Source organism: Pseudomonas sp. K8, from assembly GCF_014889455.1.
GTDB classification, from domain to species: domain Bacteria; phylum Pseudomonadota; class Gammaproteobacteria; order Pseudomonadales; family Pseudomonadaceae; genus Aquipseudomonas; species Aquipseudomonas veronii.
The window spans coordinates 1-22136 of record NZ_VJWO01000071.1; the positions used below are offsets into that span (position 1 = coordinate 1).

The 22136-nt window shown below is 62.3% G+C and carries 20 protein-coding genes and 1 pseudogene; 13 read left to right on the forward strand and 8 right to left on the reverse strand.

The genetic code is table 11. The features are described 5' to 3' along the window. Nucleotides 1-363: 363 nt before the first annotated feature. Entirely contained in the window at nucleotides 364-1701 is a 1338-nt protein-coding gene (locus tag INT12_RS28420; RefSeq protein WP_017847508.1) for a lysine N(6)-hydroxylase/L-ornithine N(5)-oxygenase family protein, read from the reverse strand. 119 nt (nucleotides 1702-1820) lie between these two features. Then, nucleotides 1821-2303 carry a sigma-70 family RNA polymerase sigma factor gene (locus INT12_RS28425; protein ID WP_017847509.1) on the reverse strand — a complete coding sequence of 161 codons (483 nt, stop codon included), beginning with the start codon at nucleotides 2301-2303 and terminating at the stop codon, nucleotides 1821-1823. Between the two features lie 255 nt (nucleotides 2304-2558). Here INT12_RS28425 and INT12_RS28430 point away from each other — a divergent pair, with 255 nt between their 5' ends. The 13 genes from INT12_RS28430 (at nucleotide 2559) to INT12_RS28490 (ending at nucleotide 18258) form a co-directional block, all read left to right on the forward strand. Then, the gene (locus INT12_RS28430) at nucleotides 2559-3734 is read left to right on the forward strand and encodes an efflux RND transporter periplasmic adaptor subunit (RefSeq protein ID WP_169884452.1); all 1176 of its coding nucleotides are present in this window, start codon (nucleotides 2559-2561) and stop codon (nucleotides 3732-3734) included. Beyond that, complete coding sequence (locus INT12_RS28435; RefSeq protein ID WP_104902822.1) at nucleotides 3731-5701, forward strand: MacB family efflux pump subunit; 1971 nt, start codon at nucleotides 3731-3733, stop codon at nucleotides 5699-5701. The genes INT12_RS28430 and INT12_RS28435 overlap by 4 nt, the downstream gene beginning before the upstream one ends. Next, complete coding sequence (locus INT12_RS28440; RefSeq protein ID WP_193040783.1) at nucleotides 5694-7109, forward strand: efflux transporter outer membrane subunit; 1416 nt, start codon at nucleotides 5694-5696, stop codon at nucleotides 7107-7109. Before INT12_RS28435 ends, INT12_RS28440 begins: the two co-directional genes overlap by 8 nt. A gap of 136 nt (nucleotides 7110-7245) precedes the next feature. Next, nucleotides 7246-8865, forward strand: coding sequence for an alpha/beta fold hydrolase (locus INT12_RS28445; protein WP_017847513.1), 1620 nt, complete (start codon nucleotides 7246-7248; stop codon nucleotides 8863-8865). 107 nt (nucleotides 8866-8972) lie between these two features. Next, a complete protein-coding gene (locus tag INT12_RS28450; protein ID WP_046382795.1) occupies nucleotides 8973-9740 on the forward strand; it encodes a FadR/GntR family transcriptional regulator in 768 nt (255 codons plus the stop codon). Between the two features lie 241 nt (nucleotides 9741-9981). Continuing rightward, a complete protein-coding gene (locus tag INT12_RS28455) occupies nucleotides 9982-11184 on the forward strand; it encodes an ABC transporter substrate-binding protein (RefSeq protein ID WP_046382794.1) in 1203 nt (400 codons plus the stop codon). 58 nt (nucleotides 11185-11242) lie between these two features. Continuing rightward, the gene (locus tag INT12_RS28460; protein WP_046382793.1) at nucleotides 11243-12103 is read left to right on the forward strand and encodes a branched-chain amino acid ABC transporter permease; all 861 of its coding nucleotides are present in this window, start codon (nucleotides 11243-11245) and stop codon (nucleotides 12101-12103) included. Between the two features lies 1 nt (nucleotide 12104). Continuing rightward, nucleotides 12105-13115, forward strand: a complete 1011-nt coding sequence (locus INT12_RS28465) for a branched-chain amino acid ABC transporter permease (RefSeq protein ID WP_017847517.1) — start codon at nucleotides 12105-12107, stop codon at nucleotides 13113-13115. Beyond that, nucleotides 13112-13861, forward strand: a complete 750-nt coding sequence (locus INT12_RS28470) for an ABC transporter ATP-binding protein (protein ID WP_046382791.1) — start codon at nucleotides 13112-13114, stop codon at nucleotides 13859-13861. The genes INT12_RS28465 and INT12_RS28470 overlap by 4 nt, the downstream gene beginning before the upstream one ends. Beyond that, on the forward strand, nucleotides 13861-14556 hold the full coding sequence (locus INT12_RS28475) for an ABC transporter ATP-binding protein (RefSeq protein WP_017847519.1): 696 nt from the start codon (nucleotides 13861-13863) through the stop codon (nucleotides 14554-14556). Before INT12_RS28470 ends, INT12_RS28475 begins: the two co-directional genes overlap by 1 nt. 13 nt (nucleotides 14557-14569) lie before the next feature. Continuing rightward, nucleotides 14570-15838 (forward strand): Zn-dependent hydrolase, encoded by a 1269-nt coding sequence (locus tag INT12_RS28480; protein ID WP_193040782.1) that lies wholly within the window; start codon nucleotides 14570-14572, stop codon nucleotides 15836-15838. Continuing rightward, the gene (locus tag INT12_RS28485) at nucleotides 15835-17241 is read left to right on the forward strand and encodes an amidase (protein ID WP_104902819.1); all 1407 of its coding nucleotides are present in this window, start codon (nucleotides 15835-15837) and stop codon (nucleotides 17239-17241) included. Before INT12_RS28480 ends, INT12_RS28485 begins: the two co-directional genes overlap by 4 nt. 153 nt (nucleotides 17242-17394) lie before the next feature. After that, entirely contained in the window at nucleotides 17395-18258 is an 864-nt protein-coding gene (locus tag INT12_RS28490) for a LysR family transcriptional regulator (RefSeq protein WP_193040781.1), read from the forward strand. Between the two features lie 176 nt (nucleotides 18259-18434). On the opposite strand, the gene INT12_RS28495 is transcribed toward INT12_RS28490, so the two are convergent. The 6 genes and pseudogenes from INT12_RS28495 to INT12_RS28520 form a co-directional block, all read right to left on the reverse strand. Then, complete coding sequence (locus INT12_RS28495; protein ID WP_193040780.1) at nucleotides 18435-19946, reverse strand: hypothetical protein; 1512 nt, start codon at nucleotides 19944-19946, stop codon at nucleotides 18435-18437. A gap of 116 nt (nucleotides 19947-20062) precedes the next feature. Then, nucleotides 20063-20440, reverse strand: coding sequence for a hypothetical protein (locus INT12_RS28500; protein WP_169884456.1), 378 nt, complete (start codon nucleotides 20438-20440; stop codon nucleotides 20063-20065). A gap of 247 nt (nucleotides 20441-20687) precedes the next feature. Beyond that, nucleotides 20688-21050, reverse strand: a complete 363-nt coding sequence (locus INT12_RS28505) for a hypothetical protein (protein WP_193040779.1) — start codon at nucleotides 21048-21050, stop codon at nucleotides 20688-20690. 30 nt (nucleotides 21051-21080) lie between these two features. Beyond that, nucleotides 21081-21292 (reverse strand): annotated as a pseudogene (locus INT12_RS28510) (hypothetical protein); the annotation flags it as partial. 26 nt (nucleotides 21293-21318) lie between these two features. After that, a complete protein-coding gene (locus INT12_RS28515; RefSeq protein ID WP_046490624.1) occupies nucleotides 21319-21675 on the reverse strand; it encodes a hypothetical protein in 357 nt (118 codons plus the stop codon). A gap of 20 nt (nucleotides 21676-21695) precedes the next feature. Next, nucleotides 21696-22058 (reverse strand): hypothetical protein, encoded by a 363-nt coding sequence (locus INT12_RS28520; protein WP_046490582.1) that lies wholly within the window; start codon nucleotides 22056-22058, stop codon nucleotides 21696-21698. Between the last annotated feature and the right edge of the window lie 78 nt (nucleotides 22059-22136).

The following is a 22136-nucleotide window of genomic DNA, read 5'->3' on the forward strand; positions in this document are numbered from 1 at the left end:
ATCTGACTTTTTGGTCCATAGGGGACTCTCGATTCCATGACATGGCCAGTTACCTCCTGGCCATGATTAATACATGTAAACGATGTCTCCGGTTTCAAACGTAAAGGATGTCTCCGGTCTGTACCGGGGCAAGCCCCCTCCCACATTTGGATCTCCGTGGATCAGATAGGGCTCATTCTGCTCTTGGGCGCGGCCTTATAGCCGACCACATCCTGGAAGCCGAACGCGGTCAAGAGTGTGGGAGGGGGCTTGCCCCCGATTGCAATCTGTCAGCTACAAATTAGTTGACTGATACACCGCCATCGGGGGCAAGCCCCCTCCCACATTTTCTACCCCGCCTCCAAAAGTCGCTACAAGCGTTCATCAGCTCGCCGTAGCAAGCAGCAAATCCTGCACCGAACGCCCCTGCCCACGGTGGCGATCATGCGCGTACAACGATGCGGCAATCTCATCCGCCCGGATCGGCAGCACCGACAGCAAGGTATCGCTCAACCCATGGCTGGCCTGGCTGAAACCCTGGATGTAGATGCCGGCCTTGCACCGCTCATCCGTCACGATGCGGTAGTCGCGGCTGACTTCGAAATCGCTCATATAAGCCTGCAGCGGCGCCAGCAACTCGCGGTGCATCTGGCGCTCGTAGCCGGTGGCCAGGATCACCGCGTCGTAATGGCTGACGCTGGTTTCGCCACTGGCGTTATTGCGCAGGGTCAACTCGATGCCCAACGGACCGGCGCTGACGTTCTCGACCACGGTCATGGTGCGGAAGGCCTGGCGCGCGGTGCCGGAGACTTTCTGGCGATAGAAGATGCCATAGATGCGCTCGATCAACTCCAGGTCAACCACCGAATAGTTGGTGTTCTGGTACTCGGCGATCAGCCGCTCACGCTCGGCGCCGACCTGCTGGAACACCAGGTCGGTAAAGGCCGGCGAAAACACTTCGTTGACGAACGGGCTGTCATCCGCCGGTTTCAGCGCCGAGCCGCGGAGGATCATATCGACTTGTACCGCCGGGAAGCCGTCGTTCAAATCGATGAACGCTTCGGCCGCGCTCTGGCCGCCGCCGATCACCGCGATACGCATCGCCTTGCCCTGCACGCAAGGCTGCTGGGCCATGCGCGCCAGGTACTGGGAATGGTGGAACACACGGGGGTCATCCCTGAACGCCTTGAACACGTCGGGCACGCGCGGCGTGCCGCCAGCGCTGACCACCACCGAACGGGTGGTGCGGACATGCTGTTCACCCAACGCATCGCGGGAAATCACGCGCAGTGCTTCAACCTGCTGCTGATGCAGGATCGGTTCGATGGCCAGCACTTCCTCGCCGTAGCGGCTCTGGGCCTGGAACTGCCCGGCGACCCAGCGCAGGTAGTCGTTGAACTCCATGCGGCACGGATAGAACGTGCCGAGGTTGATGAAATCGACCAGACGGTTGTGGGCTTTCAGGTAGTTGACGAAGGAATACGGGCTGGTGGGGTTGCGCAGGGTCACCAAGTCCTTGAGGAACGAAATCTGCAGTTCGCTCTGGGTCACCAGGGTATTGCCGTGCCAACGGTAGTCGGCCTGCTTGTCGAGAAACAGCACGTCCAGTTTGCCCTGGGCTTTTTCGCGCTCCTGCAGGGCGATGGCCAGCGCCAGGTTCGAAGGGCCGAAACCGATACCGATCAAGTCGTGAACCGCGGGCGAAGCAATTGCCTGTGTCATTCCAGTGTCCTCTGGATAAGCCCCTTGGCGGTGGGGCGGGAATACCTTCACGACCTGCACAACAGGTCATGTGTTGATAGGAAACGAGGACAATGAATTAAAATTTAACCACTCGACGCTCAGGGTGCGTCCCACTCGCGCATCCGCACCCGGCAGTGCTTCATCGCATTGACGATGTGTTTTTCCACCAGGCTGCGGGAAATCCCCAGGCGCTCGGCAATCTGCGCGTGGGACAGGCCGTCGAGCTTGCGCAGCAGGAAGCTGTCGCGGCAGACCGCCGGCAACTCGGCCAAGGCGCGTTCGAGCATCTGCAGGCGCTGAGTGTGATCGTGGGTGGCGTGGGGCGAAGCGTTGGCGAAGCGCTCTTCGGCGTCCAGCACCTCCAGCGGCTCGACCTGACGCAAGGCGTTGCGTCGATGGCCGTCGATCACCAGGTTCAGCGCGGTACGGTACAAAAAGGCGCGGGGCTGGTCGATGGGGGTGTCACTGGCGCGTTCCAGCACCCGCACATAAGCGTCATGCACCACATCTTCGGCCACCTGGCGGTTGCCCAGCTTGGCGTTGAGGAAACACACCAGCTCGCGATAGTAGTTTTCCAACATGACTCCCGACCACCTGACGGCGGTATTAGGTCCTTGAATGCTTAAAAAGACAGCCCATGAGTGATGGCAGTTTGGGTAAGTGCAATTTATAGTAATTCTCATCTACTTTTAAAGAAGACTTGCTTCAGCGGGCAATTTTTTTACTCGCCAGCACTGTAACTACTTGTGAAACAGCCTAAATCTTCGGGCCATGCTCTCGTTTAACTGTCAGCCCCCCGCAACTGCGGTCCGAACTTTCCTGGCTGGAACCAACCCATGAAACGCCCTCGACCTGCCCGACACGCCCTGCTGGTTGTGGCGTGCCTGATCCCTGTTATCGGCATCGCCGCCTGGCAATTGCAGCCGCCGGGGCGCGACAACCTGGCCACCGTTACCGTGACCCGCGGCAACATTGAAAACAGCGTCACCGCCCTGGGCACTCTGCAACCGCGACGCTATGTGGATGTGGGCGCCCAGGCGTCCGGGCAGATCCGCAAGATCCATGTCGAAGCCGGCGATCAGGTGCAGGAAGGCCAGTTGCTGGTAGAGATCGACCCCTCGACGCAAAAAGCCAAGCTCGACGCCAGCCGCTACGCCATCGAAAACCTCAAGGCCCAATTGCAGGAGCAGAAAGCCCAGCACGCACTGGCGCGCCAGAAGTACCAGCGCCAGCAGCGCCTGGCCGCCGGCAACGCGACCCGCGAAGAGGACGTGCAAACCGCCAAGTCCGAACTGAGCGCCACCCAGGCGCGGGTCAACATGTTCCAGGCGCAGATTCTCCAGGCCCAGGCCAGCCTGCGCAGGGACGAGGCGGAATTGGGCTATACGCGCATCTATGCGCCGATGACCGGCACCGTGGTGGCGGTGGACGCACGGGTCGGCCAGACCCTCAATGCCCAGCAGCAAACCCCGCTGATCCTGCGCATCGCCAAGTTGTCACCGATGACCGTGTGGGCCGAGGTCTCGGAAGCCGATATCGGCCACGTCAAACCCGGTATGACCGCCTATTTCACCACCCTCAGCGGCGGCAACCGCCGCTGGACCAGCAGCGTGCGGCAGATCCTGCCGATCCCGCCCAAGCCGCTGAACGAAACCCAGGGCAGCGGCAGCCCCAGCAGTTCGAACAAAAGCGGCAGCGGCCGCGTGGTGCTGTACACCGTGCTGCTGGACGTGGACAACAGCGACAACGCCTTGATGGCCGAAATGACCACCCAGGTGTTTTTCGTCGCCGGCCAGGTCAAGGATGCGCTCACCGCGCCGGTCGCCGCCCTGCAAGACAGCACCAGCGCCGACCGGCAGACCGCCCGCGTGGTCGCGGAAAACGGCCGCATCGAAGAGCGCGTCGTGCGCCTGGGTATCAGCGACCGCCTGCGCGTCGAAGTGTTGGAAGGCCTCAGCGAAGGCGATCACCTGCTGATCGGGCCGGGCGACGGCAGCGGGGGGTTGAATTGAGCACGCCCCTGATCGAACTCAAGCACATCCGCAAATCCTACGGCGGCGGCGACAGCCCGCAGGTCGACGTATTGCGCGGCGTCGACCTGTCGATCCATGCCGGGGAATTCGTCGCCATCGTCGGCGCCTCGGGTTCCGGCAAATCCACGCTGATGAACATCCTCGGCTGCCTCGACCGCCCCACCGCCGGCGACTACCTGTTCGCCGGCGAAAACGTCGCGCACCTGGACAGCGACGCGCTGGCCTGGCTACGCCGCGAAGCCTTCGGCTTTGTGTTCCAGGGCTACCACTTGATCCCGTCGGCGTCGGCCCAGGAAAACGTCGAAATGCCGGCGATCTACGCCGGCATCAGCGCCGCCGAACGCCACGCCCGCGCCAGGGCCCTGCTCACGCGCCTGGGCCTGGCCGACCGCACTGGCAACCGTCCGCATCAACTGTCCGGCGGCCAGCAGCAACGGGTCTCCATCGCCCGCGCGCTGATGAACGGCGGGCATATCATCCTCGCCGACGAGCCCACCGGCGCCCTCGACAGCCACAGCGGCGCTGAGGTGATGCGCCTGCTCGACGAACTGGCCAGCCAGGGCCACGTGGTGATCCTGATCACCCACGACCGCGACGTGGCGGCGCGGGCCAACCGCATCATCGAAATTCGCGACGGCCTGATCATCAGCGACTCGGCCGACAGCCCCCGCCACCGCCCGGCCAGCGCCGACAGCGCGACGCTGCAAGCCGTCGACCTGCGCCAGCGCCTGGCCGAAGGCGCCGAGCACAACGGCGCGTGGAAAGCCGAACTGCTCGACGCAGTGCAGGCCGCCTGGCGCGTGATGTGGATCAACCGCTTCCGCACCGCCCTGACCCTGCTCGGGATCATCATCGGCGTGGCCTCGGTGGTGGTGATGCTGGCGGTGGGCGAAGGCAGCAAGCGCCAGGTCATGGCACAGATGGGCGCATTCGGTTCCAACATCCTCTACCTCAGCGGCTCCTCGCCCAACCCGCGCACGCCGCTGGGCATCGTGACCCTCAACGATGTCGCGGCATTGGCGACGCTGCCGCAGATCAAGCGGATCATGCCGGTCAACGGCAGCGACGCTGGCATCCGCTACGGCAACCTGGATTACCTGGCCTATGTGGGCGGCAACGACGTCAACTTTCCGCAGATCTTCAACTGGCCGGTGGTCGAGGGCAGTTACTTCACCGAAGCCGACGAGCGCGCCGGTGCCACGGTCGCGGTGATCGGCCACCGCATCCGCGAGAAACTGTTCAAGCAGGTCAGCCCGATCGGCCAATACATCCTCATCGAAAACGTGCCTTTCCAGGTGATCGGCGTGCTCGCGGAAAAGGGCTCCAGCTCCGGCAACAAAGACAGCGACGACCGCGTGGCCATTCCCTACACCGCCGCCAGCGTGCGCCTGTTCGGCACGTACAACCCCGAATACGTGGTGATTGCCGCCGCCGATGCGCGCAAGGTGCGGGAAGCCGAACACGCCATCGACCAACTGATGCTGCGCCTGCATAACGGCAAGCGTGACTACCAACTGACCAACAACGCGGCAATGATCCAGGCCGAGGCGCGCACGCAAAACACGCTGTCGCTGATGCTCGGTTCGATCGCCGCGATTTCGCTGCTGGTGGGCGGCATCGGGGTGATGAACATCATGTTGATGACCGTGCGCGAACGCACCCGCGAAATCGGTATCCGCATGGCCACCGGCGCGCGCCAGCGCGACATCCTGCGCCAGTTCCTGACCGAGGCGCTGATGCTCTCGGTGGTTGGCGGCCTGTGCGGTATCGGCCTGGCGCTGCTGGTCGGCGGCGTGCTGATGCTGGCCAAGGTCGCAGTGCAGTTTTCCCTGGTGGCGGTGCTCGGCGCGTTTGGCTGCGCACTGGTCACCGGCGTCGTATTCGGCTTTATGCCGGCCCGTAAAGCTGCCCGGCTCGATCCGGTTAAGGCGTTGACCAGTGAATAAACGATCTCCCGCCTCCCCCGTGTGCGTACTCGGCCTGTGCCTGCTGCTCAATGCCTGCGCCGCCAGCCTGCCCGCCGTCGACAGCGGCGTGGCAGCACCGACCGCCTGGCAATACGCCGAGCGTGACGCCGCCCAACTCAACAATCAGCGCTGGTGGACGCAATTCGGCAGCCCGCAACTGAACCGCCTGATCGAACAGGCGCGCCGTGACAGTTTTGACGTGGCGGCCGCCGTCGCACGGGTGCGCCAGGCCCAAGCCAAGGCAGTGATCGCCGGCGCGCCGCTGTTGCCGGAAGTGAAGTTCAACCTGTCCACCAGCCATCAGAGGTTACTGCGCGGCCAGGGCGGGCCGGACCTGGACGCGACGCAAAGCAATGACACGGTCAACAGCTTCGGCGCCAACCTCAGCGCCAGTTATGAAGTGGATTTCTGGGGCGGCCGCACGGCCGCGCGGGACAGCGCCCTGCATAGCCTGCGGGCCAGCGCGTCGGACCAGGCCACCGTGGAACTGACCCTGCTCAGCAACGTCGCCGACCGCTACGCGCAAACCCTCGCCGCACGCCAGCGCGAGCAGATCGCCGAGTTGAACCTGGCGAATGCACGCAATGTGCTGGAATTGGTGCAGACCCGCTACGACGCCGGTTCCGCCACGGCCCTGGAACTGGCCCAGCAGCAAAGCCTGGTCGCCAGCCAGCAACGGCAATTGCCGCTGATTCAACAACTGGCGCAAGAGTCGCGGATCACCCTCGCCGCCCTCCTCGGCCAGCCGGTCCAGGCGTTGGACCTGGGCACCGAGCCCTTCCAGGCCCTCACCTGGCCGCGCATCGGCCCGGGCGTGCCCAGCCAACTGCTGAGCCGGCGCCCCGACCTGGCCAAGGCCGAAGCCGAACTGGCGGCGGCGCAAGCGGATGTTCGCGTCGCCCGCGCGGCCATGCTGCCTGCGGTGACGCTCGGCGCGACCTTCGGCTCCGATGCCGGCAAAGCCGTGGAGATCCTGCGCAGCCCGTATTACACGCTGACGGGCGGCCTGGTCGCACCGATCTTCGACAACGGCCGTTTAACCGCCGAACGGGACAAGGCCCGCGCGCGCCAGGACGAGCTGCTGCAGACCTATCGCGGGGCGATCATCAACGGTTTCGCCGATGTGGAAAAAGCCCTCAGCAACATCACGCGCCTGGACCAGCAGCGCCAATGGCAAACGCAAGAGCTGCAGGCGGCGCAGAACGCCTTGCGCATCGCCGAAAGCCGCTACCAGGCGGGCGCCGAAGACTGGCTGAGCGTGCTGGACAGCCAGCGCACCCTGTACACGGCCCAGGACCTGAATGTGCAACTGCGCTTGTCGCGCCTGCAAGCCAGTATCGCCTTGTACAAAGCCTTGGGCGGCGGCTGGGAATCCGACATCCGATAAACGAAAGTCGCATTTCGTACACTCGCCGTTTTGTCCTCCTACATTTTTCCCCCCACGGTCCTTGGTAAAAAAGTCGTCCCGAATGAGCAGCCACAACAGTGGCTTCTTTTTCTCACACGACAGGCCAGGATCGCTGATGAAACCCCTTCCAGCTGCAAGCGCAATCACCTACCGTTGCCTGGTGCTGGTCGCTGCCCTGGCGCCCACCGGCGCTTACGCTGAAACGCCGCGCTCGCCGTTCGGCATCGAATGGTTCCTGGACTGCCCGCAGCCGACGCTCGAACGCCTGGACCCGGAAGTCATCGAACGCACCCAATGCGGCATCGTCACCGCGCCCCTGGACCATGGGGCGCCAGAGCGCGGTCGCATCAGCTTCGACATCACCCGTGTCGGCGCCAAACTACCGCTGTCACGCCAGGGCGCGATATTCGCCAACCCGGGGGGCCCCGGGCTCGACGCCGGCGGCGCCTTCGCCGTACACCTGGCCACCGTCTGGAAGCACTACGCCCGGCAACCCGACTGGGGCGACACTTACCGCCAGTTGGCCGATACCTATGATGTGATCGAAGTCACCCCGCGGGGCCTGGGCCGGCTGCCGGGCTCACGCCTGGAGTGCCGCTCCGACGCGCGGATCGTGCCGCAAGCGGACGTCAGCGAAGACCGCAGCGCGGCCAACCTCGCCGCCGCGCGCCAGAATGCACGGTTGATCGCCCAAGCCTGCGCCAGCCACCCGCTGACGCCTTACATCACCACCGAGCAAACCGCCCGCGACCTGGAATTTGTGCGCAAGCAATTGGGCGAGTTGCAGTTCAACTACCTGGGCAACGCCTACGGCACCTGGCTCGGCGCCTGGTACGGCGGCCTGTTTCCGGCGAACGTGGGGCGCATGGTGCTCGACTCGAACATCAACTGGACCTCAACGTTCGAGCACGCCAGCGTGATCGTCGCCAGCGAAAAGGAGAAGATTTTCGAGCGCTTCGTGGCCCAGGCCGCCGCCCTCGACCCTGGTGTGTATCAGCTGGGCGACACGCCGGCCGCCGTGCGCCGTGTGTTCATGGAACTGCTGCCCAGCGTGCGTACCGCGCTGCGTTCCAGCAACCGTTTCTACAGCGACCCCGCCGGCCTGATGGGCGCCCACGTGCTCAGTCGCTGGCTGCGGGACACTCCCGACGGCGACGACCTGGCGCTGGAAACGCGTGCCCGCGCACACCGCTTCAGCCCCGACCCGGTGATCGAAGAGCGCGCCAAATCGATGTTCAGCCTGCTGCTGCAACGCGTGCGCGAACCCTTGCAGGCCAACGTGCCCAAGCCCGGGCCGTTGCGCATGTCGGCCGCCGACTCGGTCAAAACCGCGATCCTGTGCAATGACTCGACCTACTCCAACGAAGACCTCTGGCAGCAGAAAGAAACCGAATCGCTCGCCAAGTACCCGGTCGCCGGCAGCGCCCTCGAGGCGCGCCAATGCACCACCTGGCCACAAAAACACAGCCGGGGCTTGCCGTACAAGGAACTCGCCCGGCTCGACAGTCTGCTGATGGTCCAGGCCGAGTTCGACGACCAAACCCCGTCCACCGGCGCCGCCTGGGCCTTCGAGCGCACCTTCCCGGCGAGCCGCGTACAACTGAAGAACGCCTATGCCCACGGGGTTTCGTTCAGCGGCGTGAGTGCCTGTGTGAACCAGTGGGTGGGCGATTATCTGATGCATGGGAACAAACCGCCGCGCTCGACGGTGTGTACGGATGCCACTGTGCAATGAGTCTCCGTTTGCGACCTTTCCACACCAGAAACGACACCCTGCGTTGACGCTACGGCCCAATCGTTATTAAGTACTATTTATCCGCATTAATACGATAAATAGACCCCATGCTCACTCGCCCGCTACGACGCAAACGCCAGAAGCTGTCCGACGTGATTGTCGAGTCGGTCAAGCGCTCCATCGTCACCGACGCCTTGAAGCCCGGCGACCGCCTGCCCACCGAGCGCGAGCTGATGGAAAGCTTCCAGTGCTCCAAGGGCTCGGCCCGCGAAGCGCTCAAGGCCCTGGAAGTCGAAGGCCTGGTCAGCACGCGCACCGGCCCGAGTGGCGGGGCCTACCTGAACCAGGCCGGCACCGAACCGGCCAGCCGCGCACTGCGCAACTACCTGCACTTCCAGCACCTGGATGGCGAGCAGGTGTATCAGTTGCGCAAGGTCATCGAAGTGGAACTGGCGGTGTCGGTGCTCGGGCGCCTGAGCGAAGACGACTACCAGGCCCTGCAGGCCAACGTGGATTTTTGCAGCGCGCCGGAAGACAGCGAGGCCGGCCAGCGCGAACAACGCCTGGCGGAACTGGAGTTCCACAACCTGCTCGCCAAGGCCTGCCCCAACCCGCTGCTGAGCTTTACGGCGCAATTTCTCAACGACCTGCTGCGCGACCTGGTGGTGCTGAAAAAAGCCTACAAGCCCAAGCGCAAGCAGTTCGACGCGGCCAACCTCGACTATCACAAGCAACTGTTGAGCGCCTTTCGCGCCGGCGATGAAAGCGCGGTGCGCAGCCTGATGCATGAACACATGTGCGACGCCGAACACCATATGACCGCGCTCGAAGGCCAGGTCAGCCCGCATTTTCTACTGGAGTTCGATCACTCTTAAGAACACCCCAGCTCCAATGTGGGAGGGAGCTTGCTCCCGATGAGGCCGGCACAGTCACCGTTATATCGACTGACACACCGCTATCGGGAGCAAGTCAAATCGTCGCACCGCCCCTCCCACAGTTGACTGCATTCCAACCCGCACACTGCGTTACCCCAATAAAAAAATGCCTGCCCACAGGCCCTGCTCCACCGTATCGCCCTTGCCGCTCCTGCCAATAACTAAACCAGGGAGTCACCCCATGCAGCGTCGTACGTTATTGAAAGCCAGCCTCACCCTCGCCTCCGCCCTCAGCCTGCCGCTGAGCGTGCGCTCGGCATTCGCCGCCGAGCCTTTTACCTTTTACGGCCTCAAGTCCATGTCTGGCGCCTTTGCCAGTTATGGCAAGTTCGCCGACATGGGTTCGCGCCTGGCGGTGGCGCAGCACCCCGAGATTCTTGGGCGCCCGCTGAACTACAAGGTCATCGACACCGAAGGCAACGCGGGCAAGGCGGTGCGCAAGGTACAGGAAGCGATTGCGCAGGACGGCGCGCGGTTCTTCCAGGGCTGCACCCTGTCGTCGTCGGCGCTGGCAGTGGCCAAGGAAGTCGACAAGGCCGGAGGCGTGTTCATGACCCCGGTGGGCGCCGATGAAGTCACCGGCAAAGACTGCAACCACGCGACCTTCCGCTGGTCGGTGCCGACCTACGGCGCGATCCGCGAAACCCTGGTGCCGCTGATCAAGCTGCTGCCGGACGCCAAGCGCTGGTACACCATCACCCCGCAATACGTGTTCGGCGAAGCCTTGCTCGAGGGCGCCAAAAACGTGCTCAAGGAACATGGCCTGGAACACGTCGGCAACAGCTACCACTCGCTGCAGGAGCAGGAATTCTCCGGCTACCTGACCAACGCCATCGCCACCAAGCCCGACGTGCTGGTGCTGCTCAACTTCGGCAGCCAGTCGTCCAACACCCTGCGCCAGGCGGTCAACTTCGGCATCAAGGAGCGCATGAAAGTGCTGCTGGTGTGGTCTGCCGGCCTCGACCAGTTCCAGGAACTGGGCAGCGATGTGCTCGAAGGCGTGTACCTCGGCGCGCAGTACTGGCACCAGGTCGACAGCCCGCTCAACCGCGAACTGGTCAAGCTGACCCAGGCCAAGTACGGCATCAACCCCACTTACCCGCTGGCCGCCGACTACATCAGCACCAAGGTCATGCTGGACACCATCATCGCCACCGGCAGCTTCGACGGGCCGACCGTGGCCAAGGCCATGCAGGGCCTGAGTTTCGAGGGCCCCACTGGCAAGGAGTCGATCCGTGCCGGCGACCACCAGGTGATCAAGGATTACTACCTGCTGATCGGCAAGGCCGCCGCCGACATGGCCGACAAGGACGACCTGGCCAAGGTGCTCAGCGCCGGCCAGTCATTCCCGCCGGTCGAGGCCACGGGCTGCACGCTCGGCTGACCCCCTGACTATTTGCACCGCAGGGCCGCGCGAGCGGCTTCCTGCCGAGGGTTCCTGCATGCTCAATCTTTACCTGTTCCAGATACTCAATGGCCTTGGCCTGGGGATGATCTACTTCCTGATCGCGGTCGGGCTGACGATCATTTTCGGCCTGCTCAACTTCGTCAACTTCGCCCACGGCGCGTTCTTCCTGCTGGGCGCCTACATCTGCTACACCGCCGTGAGCCTCACCGGCAGCTTCTGGCTAGCGCTGCTGCTGGCACCGCTGGTGGTGGCCGCGCTGGCGTGGGTGATCGAGCGCTTGCTGATCCAGCGGATTTATCACTTGCCGCACATGTTCCAGATCCTGGTGACGCTGGGGATCGCGCTGATCATCCAGGAAGCCAGCGTGATGATCTGGGGCCCGGTGGGCAAAAGCGTCGCCGTGCCGGAACTGCTGCGCGGGGTGCTGGTGCTGGGCGATTTCGTCTATCCCTATTACCGCCTGTTCCTCATCGTATTTTCCGGGCTGGTGGGCCTGGGCCTGTGGCTGCTGCTGGAACGCACACGCTTCGGCGCACTGGTGCGCGCCGGCAGTGAGAGCACCGAAACCGTGTCGCTGCTGGGCACGAATATCTTCCGCCTGTTCTCCATGACCTTTGCCCTCGGCGTCGGCCTGGCCGGCATGGCCGGCGTACTGTTCGCGCCGTTGCGCGGTGCCCAGCCCTTTGTCGGCCCGGAAATTCTCGGGATCGCCTTTGTGGTTGTCGTCATCGGCGGCATGGGCTCGTTCAGCGGTGCGCTGGTCGGCGGTTTGCTGGTGGGCGTGGTGCAAAGCCTGATGACCACACTCTGGCCCCAGGGTGCTAGCCTGATGATCTACGGCGCGATGGCCGTGGTGATTCTGGTCCGCCCCTACGGCCTGTTCGGGAGAGCCTGACATGAGCGAGAAAAATCCCCTGCCGTTCGCCAAGACCCAATCCAAAGCGATGTTGCTGTGGGTGCTGGCAGTGCTGATCGGCCTGCCGCTGGTCCTGCCCTCGGCGACCCTGGCCAGCGAAATCCTGATCTTTGCCATGGCCGCCCTGGCCTGCAACCTCTTGCTCGGCTACACCGGGCTGTTGTCGTTCGGCCAAGGCATCTTCTTTGGGGCCGGTGCGTACTGCGCGGCGCTGCTGATGATTCACCTGCAACTGGGTCTGTTCAGCGCGCTGCTCGGCGCCGCCGTAGCCGGCGGCTTTCTGGCGCTGCTGGTGGGTGCCCTGGCGATCCGCCGCACCGGTATCTACTTCGTCATGCTGACGCTCGCGTTCAGCCAGATGGCGTACTTCGTCGCCTACACCCTGAGCGACTGGACCGGCGGCGACAACGGCCTGCTCAGCGTGCCGCGCCCGGAGATCCGCATCGGCGACAGCGTGTTGCTGTCGTTGGCCGACGCCCGCGCGTTCTACGGTTTTGTCGCGGTGCTGTTCCTGCTGATCTTTATCGGCGCACGCCGCGTCATCGCCTCGCCATTCGGCAGCACGCTGATGGCGATCCGCGAAAACGAAACCCGTGCCTCGGCCATCGGCTATGACACGCGCCACTTCAAGATCCTGGTGTTCGTGCTGTCCGGCGCGGTCACCGGGATTGCCGGGGCGCTGTACGCCATGTTGCTGCACTTTGTGCCGCTGTCGAATATCGACCTGGCGATGTCCGAGAACATCCTGATCATGACCATCGTCGGCGGCACTGGCTCGCTGTTCGGTTCGTTGCTGGGCGCCGGTTCCATCGTGCTGCTGGGGGATTTCCTCTCCGACCTGTGGCCGCGCTGGCTGATGCTGCTGGGGATGATCCTGATCCTGGTGGTGATCTTCATGCGCGGTGGTTTGTGGGGCGGCCTGGCGTCGCTGTTCGAGAAAGTACGCGGCCGCCGCAAGGCCGTCGTCGTCGCCAAGGAGCAAGGGCTATGAGCATCCTGTTGGAAACCAACAACCTGGAGCTGGCCTATGGCGCGTTCCATGCGGTCAACGGCGTCAACCTGAAGGTCGCGGCCGGCACCATCCACACCATCATCGGCCCCAACGGCGCGGGCAAGACCAGCCTGTTCCACTGCCTGACCGGCGAACGCCAGGCCACCGCCGGGGCGATCCATTTCGACGGCCAGCCACTGATGCGCAAACCGGCCCACGCCCGCGTCGGCCTCGGTATGGCGCGTTCGTTCCAGCTCACCAGCCTGTTCCAGAACCTCAGCGTGCGCGAAAACCTGCGCCTGGCCGCCCAAGGTCGCGACGGTGCGCGCGCCTTGAATTTCTGGCGTCGGGTCGAGAGCAAGCGCGAACACCTGGAGATGGCCGACCAGGTGCTCGAACGCCTGCAACTCACGGCCCGCGCCGCGACCCTGGCCGGCGAGTTGTCCCATGGCCAGCAACGGGTGCTGGAGGTGGGCATGTCGATCTGTTCCAAGCCAAAACTGTTGATGCTCGACGAGCCCACCTCGGGCATGGGCATCGATGACATCCCGATCATGACTCAACTGATCAGCGACCTGGGCCGCGACCACACGGTGCTGCTGATCGAACACAACATGAGCATCGTCATGTCCATCAGCCAGCGCATCACGGTGATGAGCCACGGCCAGATCCTGGTGGAAGGCACGCCGGAGTTCGTGCGCGCCGATGAACGTGTGCGAACGGCTTATCTTGGGGAGGCTGCCTGATGCTGATCGTCGAGAATATCCATTCCTACTATGACAAGAGCCACGTGCTCGAAGGCGTATCGCTGACCGTCAACCCCGGCGAACTGGTGACCCTGCTCGGCCGCAACGGCGCCGGCAAGACCACCACGCTGCGCAGCATCCTCGGCATCATCTGCCCGCGCCAGGGCCAGATCCACTTCAACGGCCAGGCGCTGGTGGGCCAGAAGATTTTTGAAATCGCACGCCAGGGGTTGGCGTTGGTGCCGGAGAACCGCGGGATCTTCCGCCTGCTCACCGTCGAGGAGAACCTGCGCATCGCCGCACGCAAGAGCAGCCGCTGGCAACTCGAAGACGTCTACGGCATGTTCCCGCGCCTCAAGGAGCGACGCAAAAACGCCGGCCACGCGCTCTCCGGCGGTGAGCAACAGATGCTCGCCATCGCCCGCGCCCTGCTCAACGATCCCAAGCTGCTGATCCTCGACGAACCCACCGAAGGCCTGGCCCCGGTGATCGTCGACGAGTTGGTGAAGATCCTGCGCAAGGTCAAGGACGACGGCCTGCCGGTGCTGCTGGTGGAACAGAACCTGATGGTCTGCGACAAGCTCGCCGACCGCCATTACGTGCTCGAACAGGGCCGCGTGGTGTACGAGGGCAGCGCGCAAGCCTTCCGCGCCGACCCGACGATCAAGAACCGCTACCTGGCCCTGAGTGCCTGACCGGAGTTCGAAGATGAATAGCTTTGCACAACCGCTCCAGAGCAACGCCCCACTGATCAACCGCGACCGCCTGTGGCAATCGCTGATGGACCTGGCCCGACTTGGCGCCACCGTCAAAGGCGGCGTGTGCCGTCTGGCCCTCACCGACCTCGACCGCCAGGCCCGAGACCTGTTCGTGCAGTGGTGCGAGGCGGCCGGGTGCAGCGTCAGCGTCGACGCCATCGGCAATATTTTTGCCCGGCGCCCAGGGCGCAATCCCGCCCTGCCGCCGGTGATGACCGGCAGCCACATCGACACCCAGCCCACCGGCGGCAAGTTCGACGGTTGCTTCGGGGTGATGGCCGGCCTGGAAGTGATCCGCACCCTCAATGATTTGAAGATCGAAACCGAAGCGCCGATCGAGGTGGTGGTATGGACCAATGAAGAAGGCTCGCGCTTCCCGCCGTGCATGATGGGGTCCGGGGTGTTCGCCGGGAAGTTCGACTTGCAGGACACCTTGGACAAGCAGGACGACCAGGGCCTGTCGGTGGGCGCCGAATTGCGGCGCATCGGTTACGCCGGTTCGCGTGCGGTGCTCGGCCATCCGGTCGGTGCGTATTTCGAGGCGCATATTGAACAAGGCCCGGTGCTGGAAGACCGCGCCACCACCATCGGCGTGGTGATGGGCTGCCTGGGCCAGAAGTGGTTCGACCTGACCCTCACCGGCGTCGAAGCCCACGCCGGCCCGACGCCGATGCACCTGCGCAAGGACGCCCTGGTCGGCGCCGCCGAGGTGGTCAGCGCGGTCAACCGCATCGCACATCAACAGCAACCCCACGCCTGCGGCACGGTCGGCTGCCTGAGCCTGCGCCCCGGCTCGCGCAATGTGATTCCGGGCCAGGTCCAGATGACCATCGACCTGCGCCATCTGCATGCCGACAAGCTGCAGGCCATGGTCGATGAAGTGCGCGGCGTGATCGAAGCCAGCGCCGCACGCCACGGCCTGACGTTCGAGTTGACCGCCACCGCCGACTTCCCGCCGCTGGACTTCCACCCGGTCTGCGTCAACGCCGTGCGCGACGCCGCCGACGCCTTGGGCCTGAGCCATATGGACATCGTCAGCGGCGCCGGGCACGACGCGATTTTCGTCGCCCAACTGGGCCCGGCCGGGATGATTTTTGTGCCGTGCGAAGGCGGCATCAGCCACAACGAAATCGAGAACGCCGCACCGGATGATCTGGCGGCAGGTTGCGCAGTGTTGCTGCGCGCCATGGTCAATGCGGCACAGGGGGATCAGGCATGAGTGAGATCGGCCAACTGACGGCGGTGCAACTGCTGCAGCATTTTCGTGACAAGAGCTTGTCGCCGGTGGAAGTCACCGAAGACGCGCTGTTGCGCATCGAGCGCTATAACCCGCTGGTCAATGCCTATTGCCATGTCGATGCCGAGGGCGCACTCAACGCCGCACGCGCCTCGCAAGCGCGCTGGTTGAAAGGCGCACCCTGCGGCGCACTGGATGGCGTACCGGCGTCGATCAAGGACCTCACGCTGACCCTCGGCATGCCCACGCGCAAGGGCTCGCGCACCACCTCGGCCGAGGGCCCGTGGGACGTGGACGCGCCCTTCCCGGCGTTTATGCGCAAGGCCGGTGCGGTGCTGCTGGGCAAGACCACCACCCCGGAATTCGGCTGGAAAGGCGTCACCGACAACCCGCTGTACGGCATCACCCGCAACCCGTGGGACACGCGCATGACCACCGGCGGTTCCTCCGGCGGCGCGGGCGCGGCGGCTGCGCTGAACCTGGGGGTGTTGCACCAAGGCAGCGATGCCGGCGGCTCGATCCGCATTCCCTGTGCGTTTACCGGCACCTTCGGGATCAAGCCGACCTTCGGCTATGTGCCGCAGTGGCCGGCCAGTTCGATGACGATCCTGTCGCACCTGGGGCCGATGACCCGCACCGTGGAAGACAGCGTCTTGATGCTGCAAACCGTCGCACAACCGGATGCGCGAGACGGCTTGATCGGCGCACCAAGGACCACGCCCTGGTTGTCGGAGACCGTGGATTTGAAGGGCCTGCGCATTGCCTACAGCCCCACCTTCGGCTACGTCGATGTCGACCCGCAGGTGGCCAAAGTGGTCGCCCGGGCTGTGGCGGGCCTGGTGCAGTTGGGCGCCCATGTCGAACAGATCGACCCGGGTTTCAGCGACCCGCAGGAGGTGTTCAACACCTTATGGGCGGCCGGCGCGGCCCGTCTGACCGGCCCGATGAGCGCGGCGCAAAAACAGCTGCTCGACCCCGGCCTGCTGCGTATCGCGCAACGCGGCGAGGGCCTGAGCCTGGACGATTTCAGCGCGGCCCTGGAAGCACGGGCAGCCCTGGTGGCGCGGATGGCGGCGTTCCATGAGCACTACGATGTGCTGGTGTCGCCGATGATGCCGATCACCGCGTTCGAGGCCGGGCACAACGTGCCGCCAGGCTCCGGGATGCACGAATGGATGGAGTGGACACCGTTCACCTACCCCTTCAACCTGACCCAGCAACCGGCAGCGTCGGTGCCGTGCGGGTTGGCGGCGAATGGCTTGCCGGTGGGGTTGCACGTGGTGGCGGCGCGGTTTGCCGATGAGACGGTGTTGCGGGTTTGCCAGGCATATGCAAAAGCATTCCCTACCGCCCCCCTGCCAGCCCCGATCACCGGAACAGCGTAGATCCAACCCAACGCTGGGAGGGGGCTTGCTCCCGATGGGGGTGTGCCAGAACCCGATCAGTCAACTGACACACTGCAATCAGGAGCAAGCCCCCTCCCACAGTTCTTGAGCGCATTCCACTACAATAGGCCCCCAATCATCCCCGGGGGCTTCATGGACATCGAACTGGCACGCACTTTCCTCGAGATCACCCGCTGCGGCAGCCTGGCCGCGGCGGCCGAGAAACTGCACGTCACTCAGACCGCCATCACCGCACGCGTGAAGAACCTCGAAAGCCAGCTGGACAGCACGCTGTTTGTGCGCAACCGCGCCGGTGCGCGGCTGACCGCCGACGGCGAAGCCTTTGTGGTGTACGCCAACCAACTGCTGCAAACCTGGGAAGCCGCGCGCCGCGACCTGCCATTGCCCGAGGGCTATCGCAATGTGCTGCATATCGGCGGTGAGGTCAGCCTGTGCAACCCGTTGATGCTCGGCTGGGCCCAGGCCTTGCGCGAACATATCCCAGGCTATGCGCTGCGCACGGAAATCCGTGAGGGCGAATACCTGCTGCGCCAATTGGAACTGGGTGTGCTCGACGCCGCGCTGGTGTTCCAGCCGCAGTACTGGCCGGGTTTGCAGGTGGAGCAGGTGCTGGAAGAAAAGCTGATCCTGGTGCAACTGGTGAGCAAGCCGGGCCCGTATGTGTATATCGACTGGGGCCCGGGGTTTCGCCAGCAGCATGACGCCGCGCTGCCCGACAAGGCCCGCGCTGCGCTGAGTTTCAACCTCGGGCCCTTGGCGCTGCAGTACATTCTGGAGAACGGCGGTGCCGGATATTTCCGTACCCGAGTGGTGCAAAGCTACCTCGACAGCGGCGTGATGCAACGCGCGCCCAAGGCGCCGGAGTTCAGCTTCCCGACGTTCCTGGTGTACTCACGGGCGCGGGATTCGGCCGTGTTGCAGCAGGCGCTGAAGTTGCTGCGCGGTGTGGTCAAGGCGGAAAGCGACTGGTCGCAACGCTGGGACCCGCTGATTTGAATGTTCACGCCTGAGCCCGTCCTATTACGGGCTCGCCTATTGGAGCAAAAACTCGCACATTCGCCACCGCCCGGGAGCATGGCACGCGTGCCGTTGAAACTGGCGCTGACGCCATAATGCAAAAAGGGCATACAGGCGCTCGGCCTGTATGCCCTGGGTACTACCGGTTTACTGCATCAGCTCTTGGTGCTGCTGAGCAGCGTCTGTTTGCACAAGTGGCCGAAGCTGACGTACTCGACATTGTCACCACCGACACCGATGCCCGGATACTCCAGTACTTCCATGCGCCACACGCCGTAGTTAAAGTCGCTGCGCCAGGTGTTTTTGTAGCCCTGGGCATAATCGACAAAAGTGGTCTGGAAATCACCGGAGCACGTGCCCACGTTGATCGTGCCGCTGGCTTGACCCGAGCTGTCGGTGGCTGCCGAGTAGGCCTTGTAGACGATATTGCCGGTGTCCGGGTTGATATGCTGATCGAGATACACAATCGGATGCAGCCCTACCAGCGGCGCACCGGTGCTGTCCGACAGGCCCATGGTCCAAGTCAGGTCGCGATAGGCTTGGGTGGTCATGTAGCCATAGCCCACATTGGAAGCGGAGAACGGGATGCGCAACACGTTCGCCTCGCCTTTTACATCAGGGCTGTTCACCCGCGGGCTGGAACCCAGCGACAGGTTGTATTTGCCCGTCGCGCTCCACGGTTCGTTCGGGTGCTGGTTCGGACGCACGCGCACCTTGACCACCCCTCCGACGCCAGGGCTCGGGATCGAGGTCGATAGCACATTCGCGCCCACGGTGACCCACTGCGCGCCATCGAAACGCTCCAGTATCCATTTGCCCCGCGCGCTGCCGCTGGCGGCGTCGGCAGTCAATGCGATCCCCACGCTCTGGCCACGTACTGCGGTGAAGTCGAAGTAATCAACGTCATCGAGACTGTCGGCATTGCCACTGATGTAGTTCAGCGTGTCAGGCAGTTTGAAGGCGGTGTCCGGCGTGTCATTGGGTTCGAAGGCGTCGAGGTTGGTATCGACCGCCACACCGAACTGAAAGCCCGACCCCTGGACCGCCGCGTTGGCTTCCATGAACCAGTAGTAATCACCGGCCGGCACCACGCCGCCAAGGCTCTCATCAGCGGTGCCCGGGTTATTGGAGGTGCCCAAGGGCAGCGGATTGCCCTGGCCGTCGTCCTGGAACAAGGTCAACGACATGTCGGTGCCCGCCGTCTGGCTGACCAGCAGAGCGTTGATCCGGGCCTTCTTCGGCAGGTTGAAGTGGTAGCACAGCAGGTCGCCGGTTTGCACGCCGGTGATCGTATAGAGCGCGTTGACATCCAGCGTGGTTTCACAGCCCTGAACCAGCGCCGCCTGCACTGCAGCAGCCTGTTTGGCAGTGGCTTTCTGTACTTGGGTGACGTGGGCCGGTGCGGTGTTGTCTTCCACCACCGAGTCGGCCTTGGCCTTCGCGGCGAATACCGCTTTCTTCGACTGAGCGCCTGCCCGCAGTTGCTGTTTCAGCGCCGTGGGAGCCTTGTTGGCGGCGATTTTTGCACTGGATTTCAACGCCTGTTTGACGCTGGGTTGAAGCGCTTGCGCAGCCAGGTGAGGGTATTGCTCGGCCAGGGCGAAGGCCGAAACGAAGCAGGAGGCCGCCATGGCTGCACCCAGCATAAGGTTTTTTTTCGATTTCATTTTTTATCCATCCATAGTTAAAAACTGAAGGTCAGGTGACATCCGGTCACCTGGGATGAATTGTAGGATATTACTGTATGCATGTACAGTATTTTTTGAAAGAAATGCAGTGCCTTTCAGATGATGACGTTGCACCACCTGCGCCAAACCGACCAAACGACCGTTGCGATAGCCCAAATGAACGCAAGGTAATAGGGCCACAACACCCAACGTTTGAGCGCTAAAGGAATAGACGCCAGTTCGGCTTCGGTCACAAGACCGGCTTTCACATGACGTTTAGAGTCTGCAAGGTATTCAAAAATCAGCATCATGCGATATTGTCTGTCGATCCATTGGTTTCGTCGCCAAAAGCGCTTGTTGTTGCGAACTTCTTCATTTTCACTGAAGTAACTTTCCAACTCGTCGAGTTTTGTATATTCGGCAAATAGCATAAGTCCCAAGACGACAAACATTCCAAAAAACCAAACAATGGTATAGGCGAGAAAAAAATCCATGGTTAAGCCCCCTCTGGCTGGAATATCAAATCACCAATGAAGTTGGCGTCGAAATATAGGCAAGCGAATACTGTCCGGACACAAGCCCCAGGGGGCTCAATCACATTTAGGAAGTTGCCTACACAGAAGAAGATCGGTGCCTACAGAAAAGTGCTAATACCTGGTCATCTCCAGAGCCCTTAAACCTCACCGACCCTTCCAGTACGGAATACTCAGGTTCATCCAGGTGGCGGTGAGGACAGGTGAGCTACCATCGGTACCAAATTTCCCAAACGACTGATGCGATCAGCCAAATAAAAGAAAGACGATACGGCCACAGTGCCCAACGCTTGAGGGATATCGGGATTGAAGCCAGTTCTGCCTCAGTCACATCGCCCCTCTTTACATGCAGTTTGGGCATTCCTAACAATTGATTGATCAGAAGCATGCGCTGAAACCTGTCGATCCGCATATTTCTTCCCCAAAAACGTTTGTTATCGCAAACCAGCTTGTTTTCACTGAAGTAGCTTTCCAACACTTCGAGCTTTTTGCACTCTGCATATAACATCAGCCCCACGCCAACCAGAGCGCCTACACACAGCACAATGGTATAGACGAGAAAAAAATCCATAGTCAGGCCCCCTCTGGTTGAAAGATAAAATCACCATCGTTCTCTATGATCTTGCCGCCTAGAAACCCCACCTTCAAACTGCACCGGCCCTTGCCAGTACGGAATATCCAGGCCTTCGGGTTGACAGCTTCAGTTATGGACAGCGGCGTTGTGCAGGGTTTGGGTTGACCTTCGCGGTCGTTCCAGGTGCCGGTGAAGTAACCCGTACTGTCCTTTTTCCTTACGCGAAACAGCATCAACTGCTCAGGTGTAGGAAAACGAGCGACCACTAGAGCCAAGTGCACCAATAGCCCCAGCTAATAGCCAAAATCATCGCAAGGCGATATGGCCACACGGCCCAACGCTTAAGTGATAACGGAACGCAGGCCAACTCTTCCTCAGTCACAAGACCTTCTTTCACGTAGCGTTTTGACATTAGCAGGATATCAATCATCAGGCCCATGCGATGAAATCCGCCGAACCGCGGGTTTGGCCCCCAGAGTTGCTTACGTTTACGAACCTCTGCGTTTTCACTGAAGTAACTTTCCAGCTCGTCGAGTTTTGTACGTTTGGCAAAAAGCATCAGTCCCAGGACGACGAACGTCCCAATAATCATTACAATGGTGTAGGCAAGAAACAACGACATCGTAGCATAGGAAATATCCATCACCACTTATACCAAACGGACCAAACGCCTAATGCAACAAGCCAGATATAAGAAATGCGATATGGCCACAACGCCCAACGCTTGAGTGCTATAGGAACAGACGCCAGCTCGGCCTCGGTCACAAGACCTGCTTTCAAAAAGGGTTTTGGGTTTGATAGAAAATCAATCATCAGGCCCATCCGATGAAATCTGTCGATCCGCTGATTTCTTTTCCAAAATCGCTTATGGTAACGAACCTTTTCGTTCTCACTGAAGTAACTTTCCAACTCGTCGAGTTTTTTATATTCGGCAAATAGCATCAATCCCAAGAGGATAGACATCCCAACAAACAGCACAATGGTATAGACGAGAAAAAAATCCATAGTCAGGCCCCCTCTGGTTGAAAGATCAAAGCACCATCGATCTCCATGATCTTGCCGCCCAGAAACGCACCGCTATCC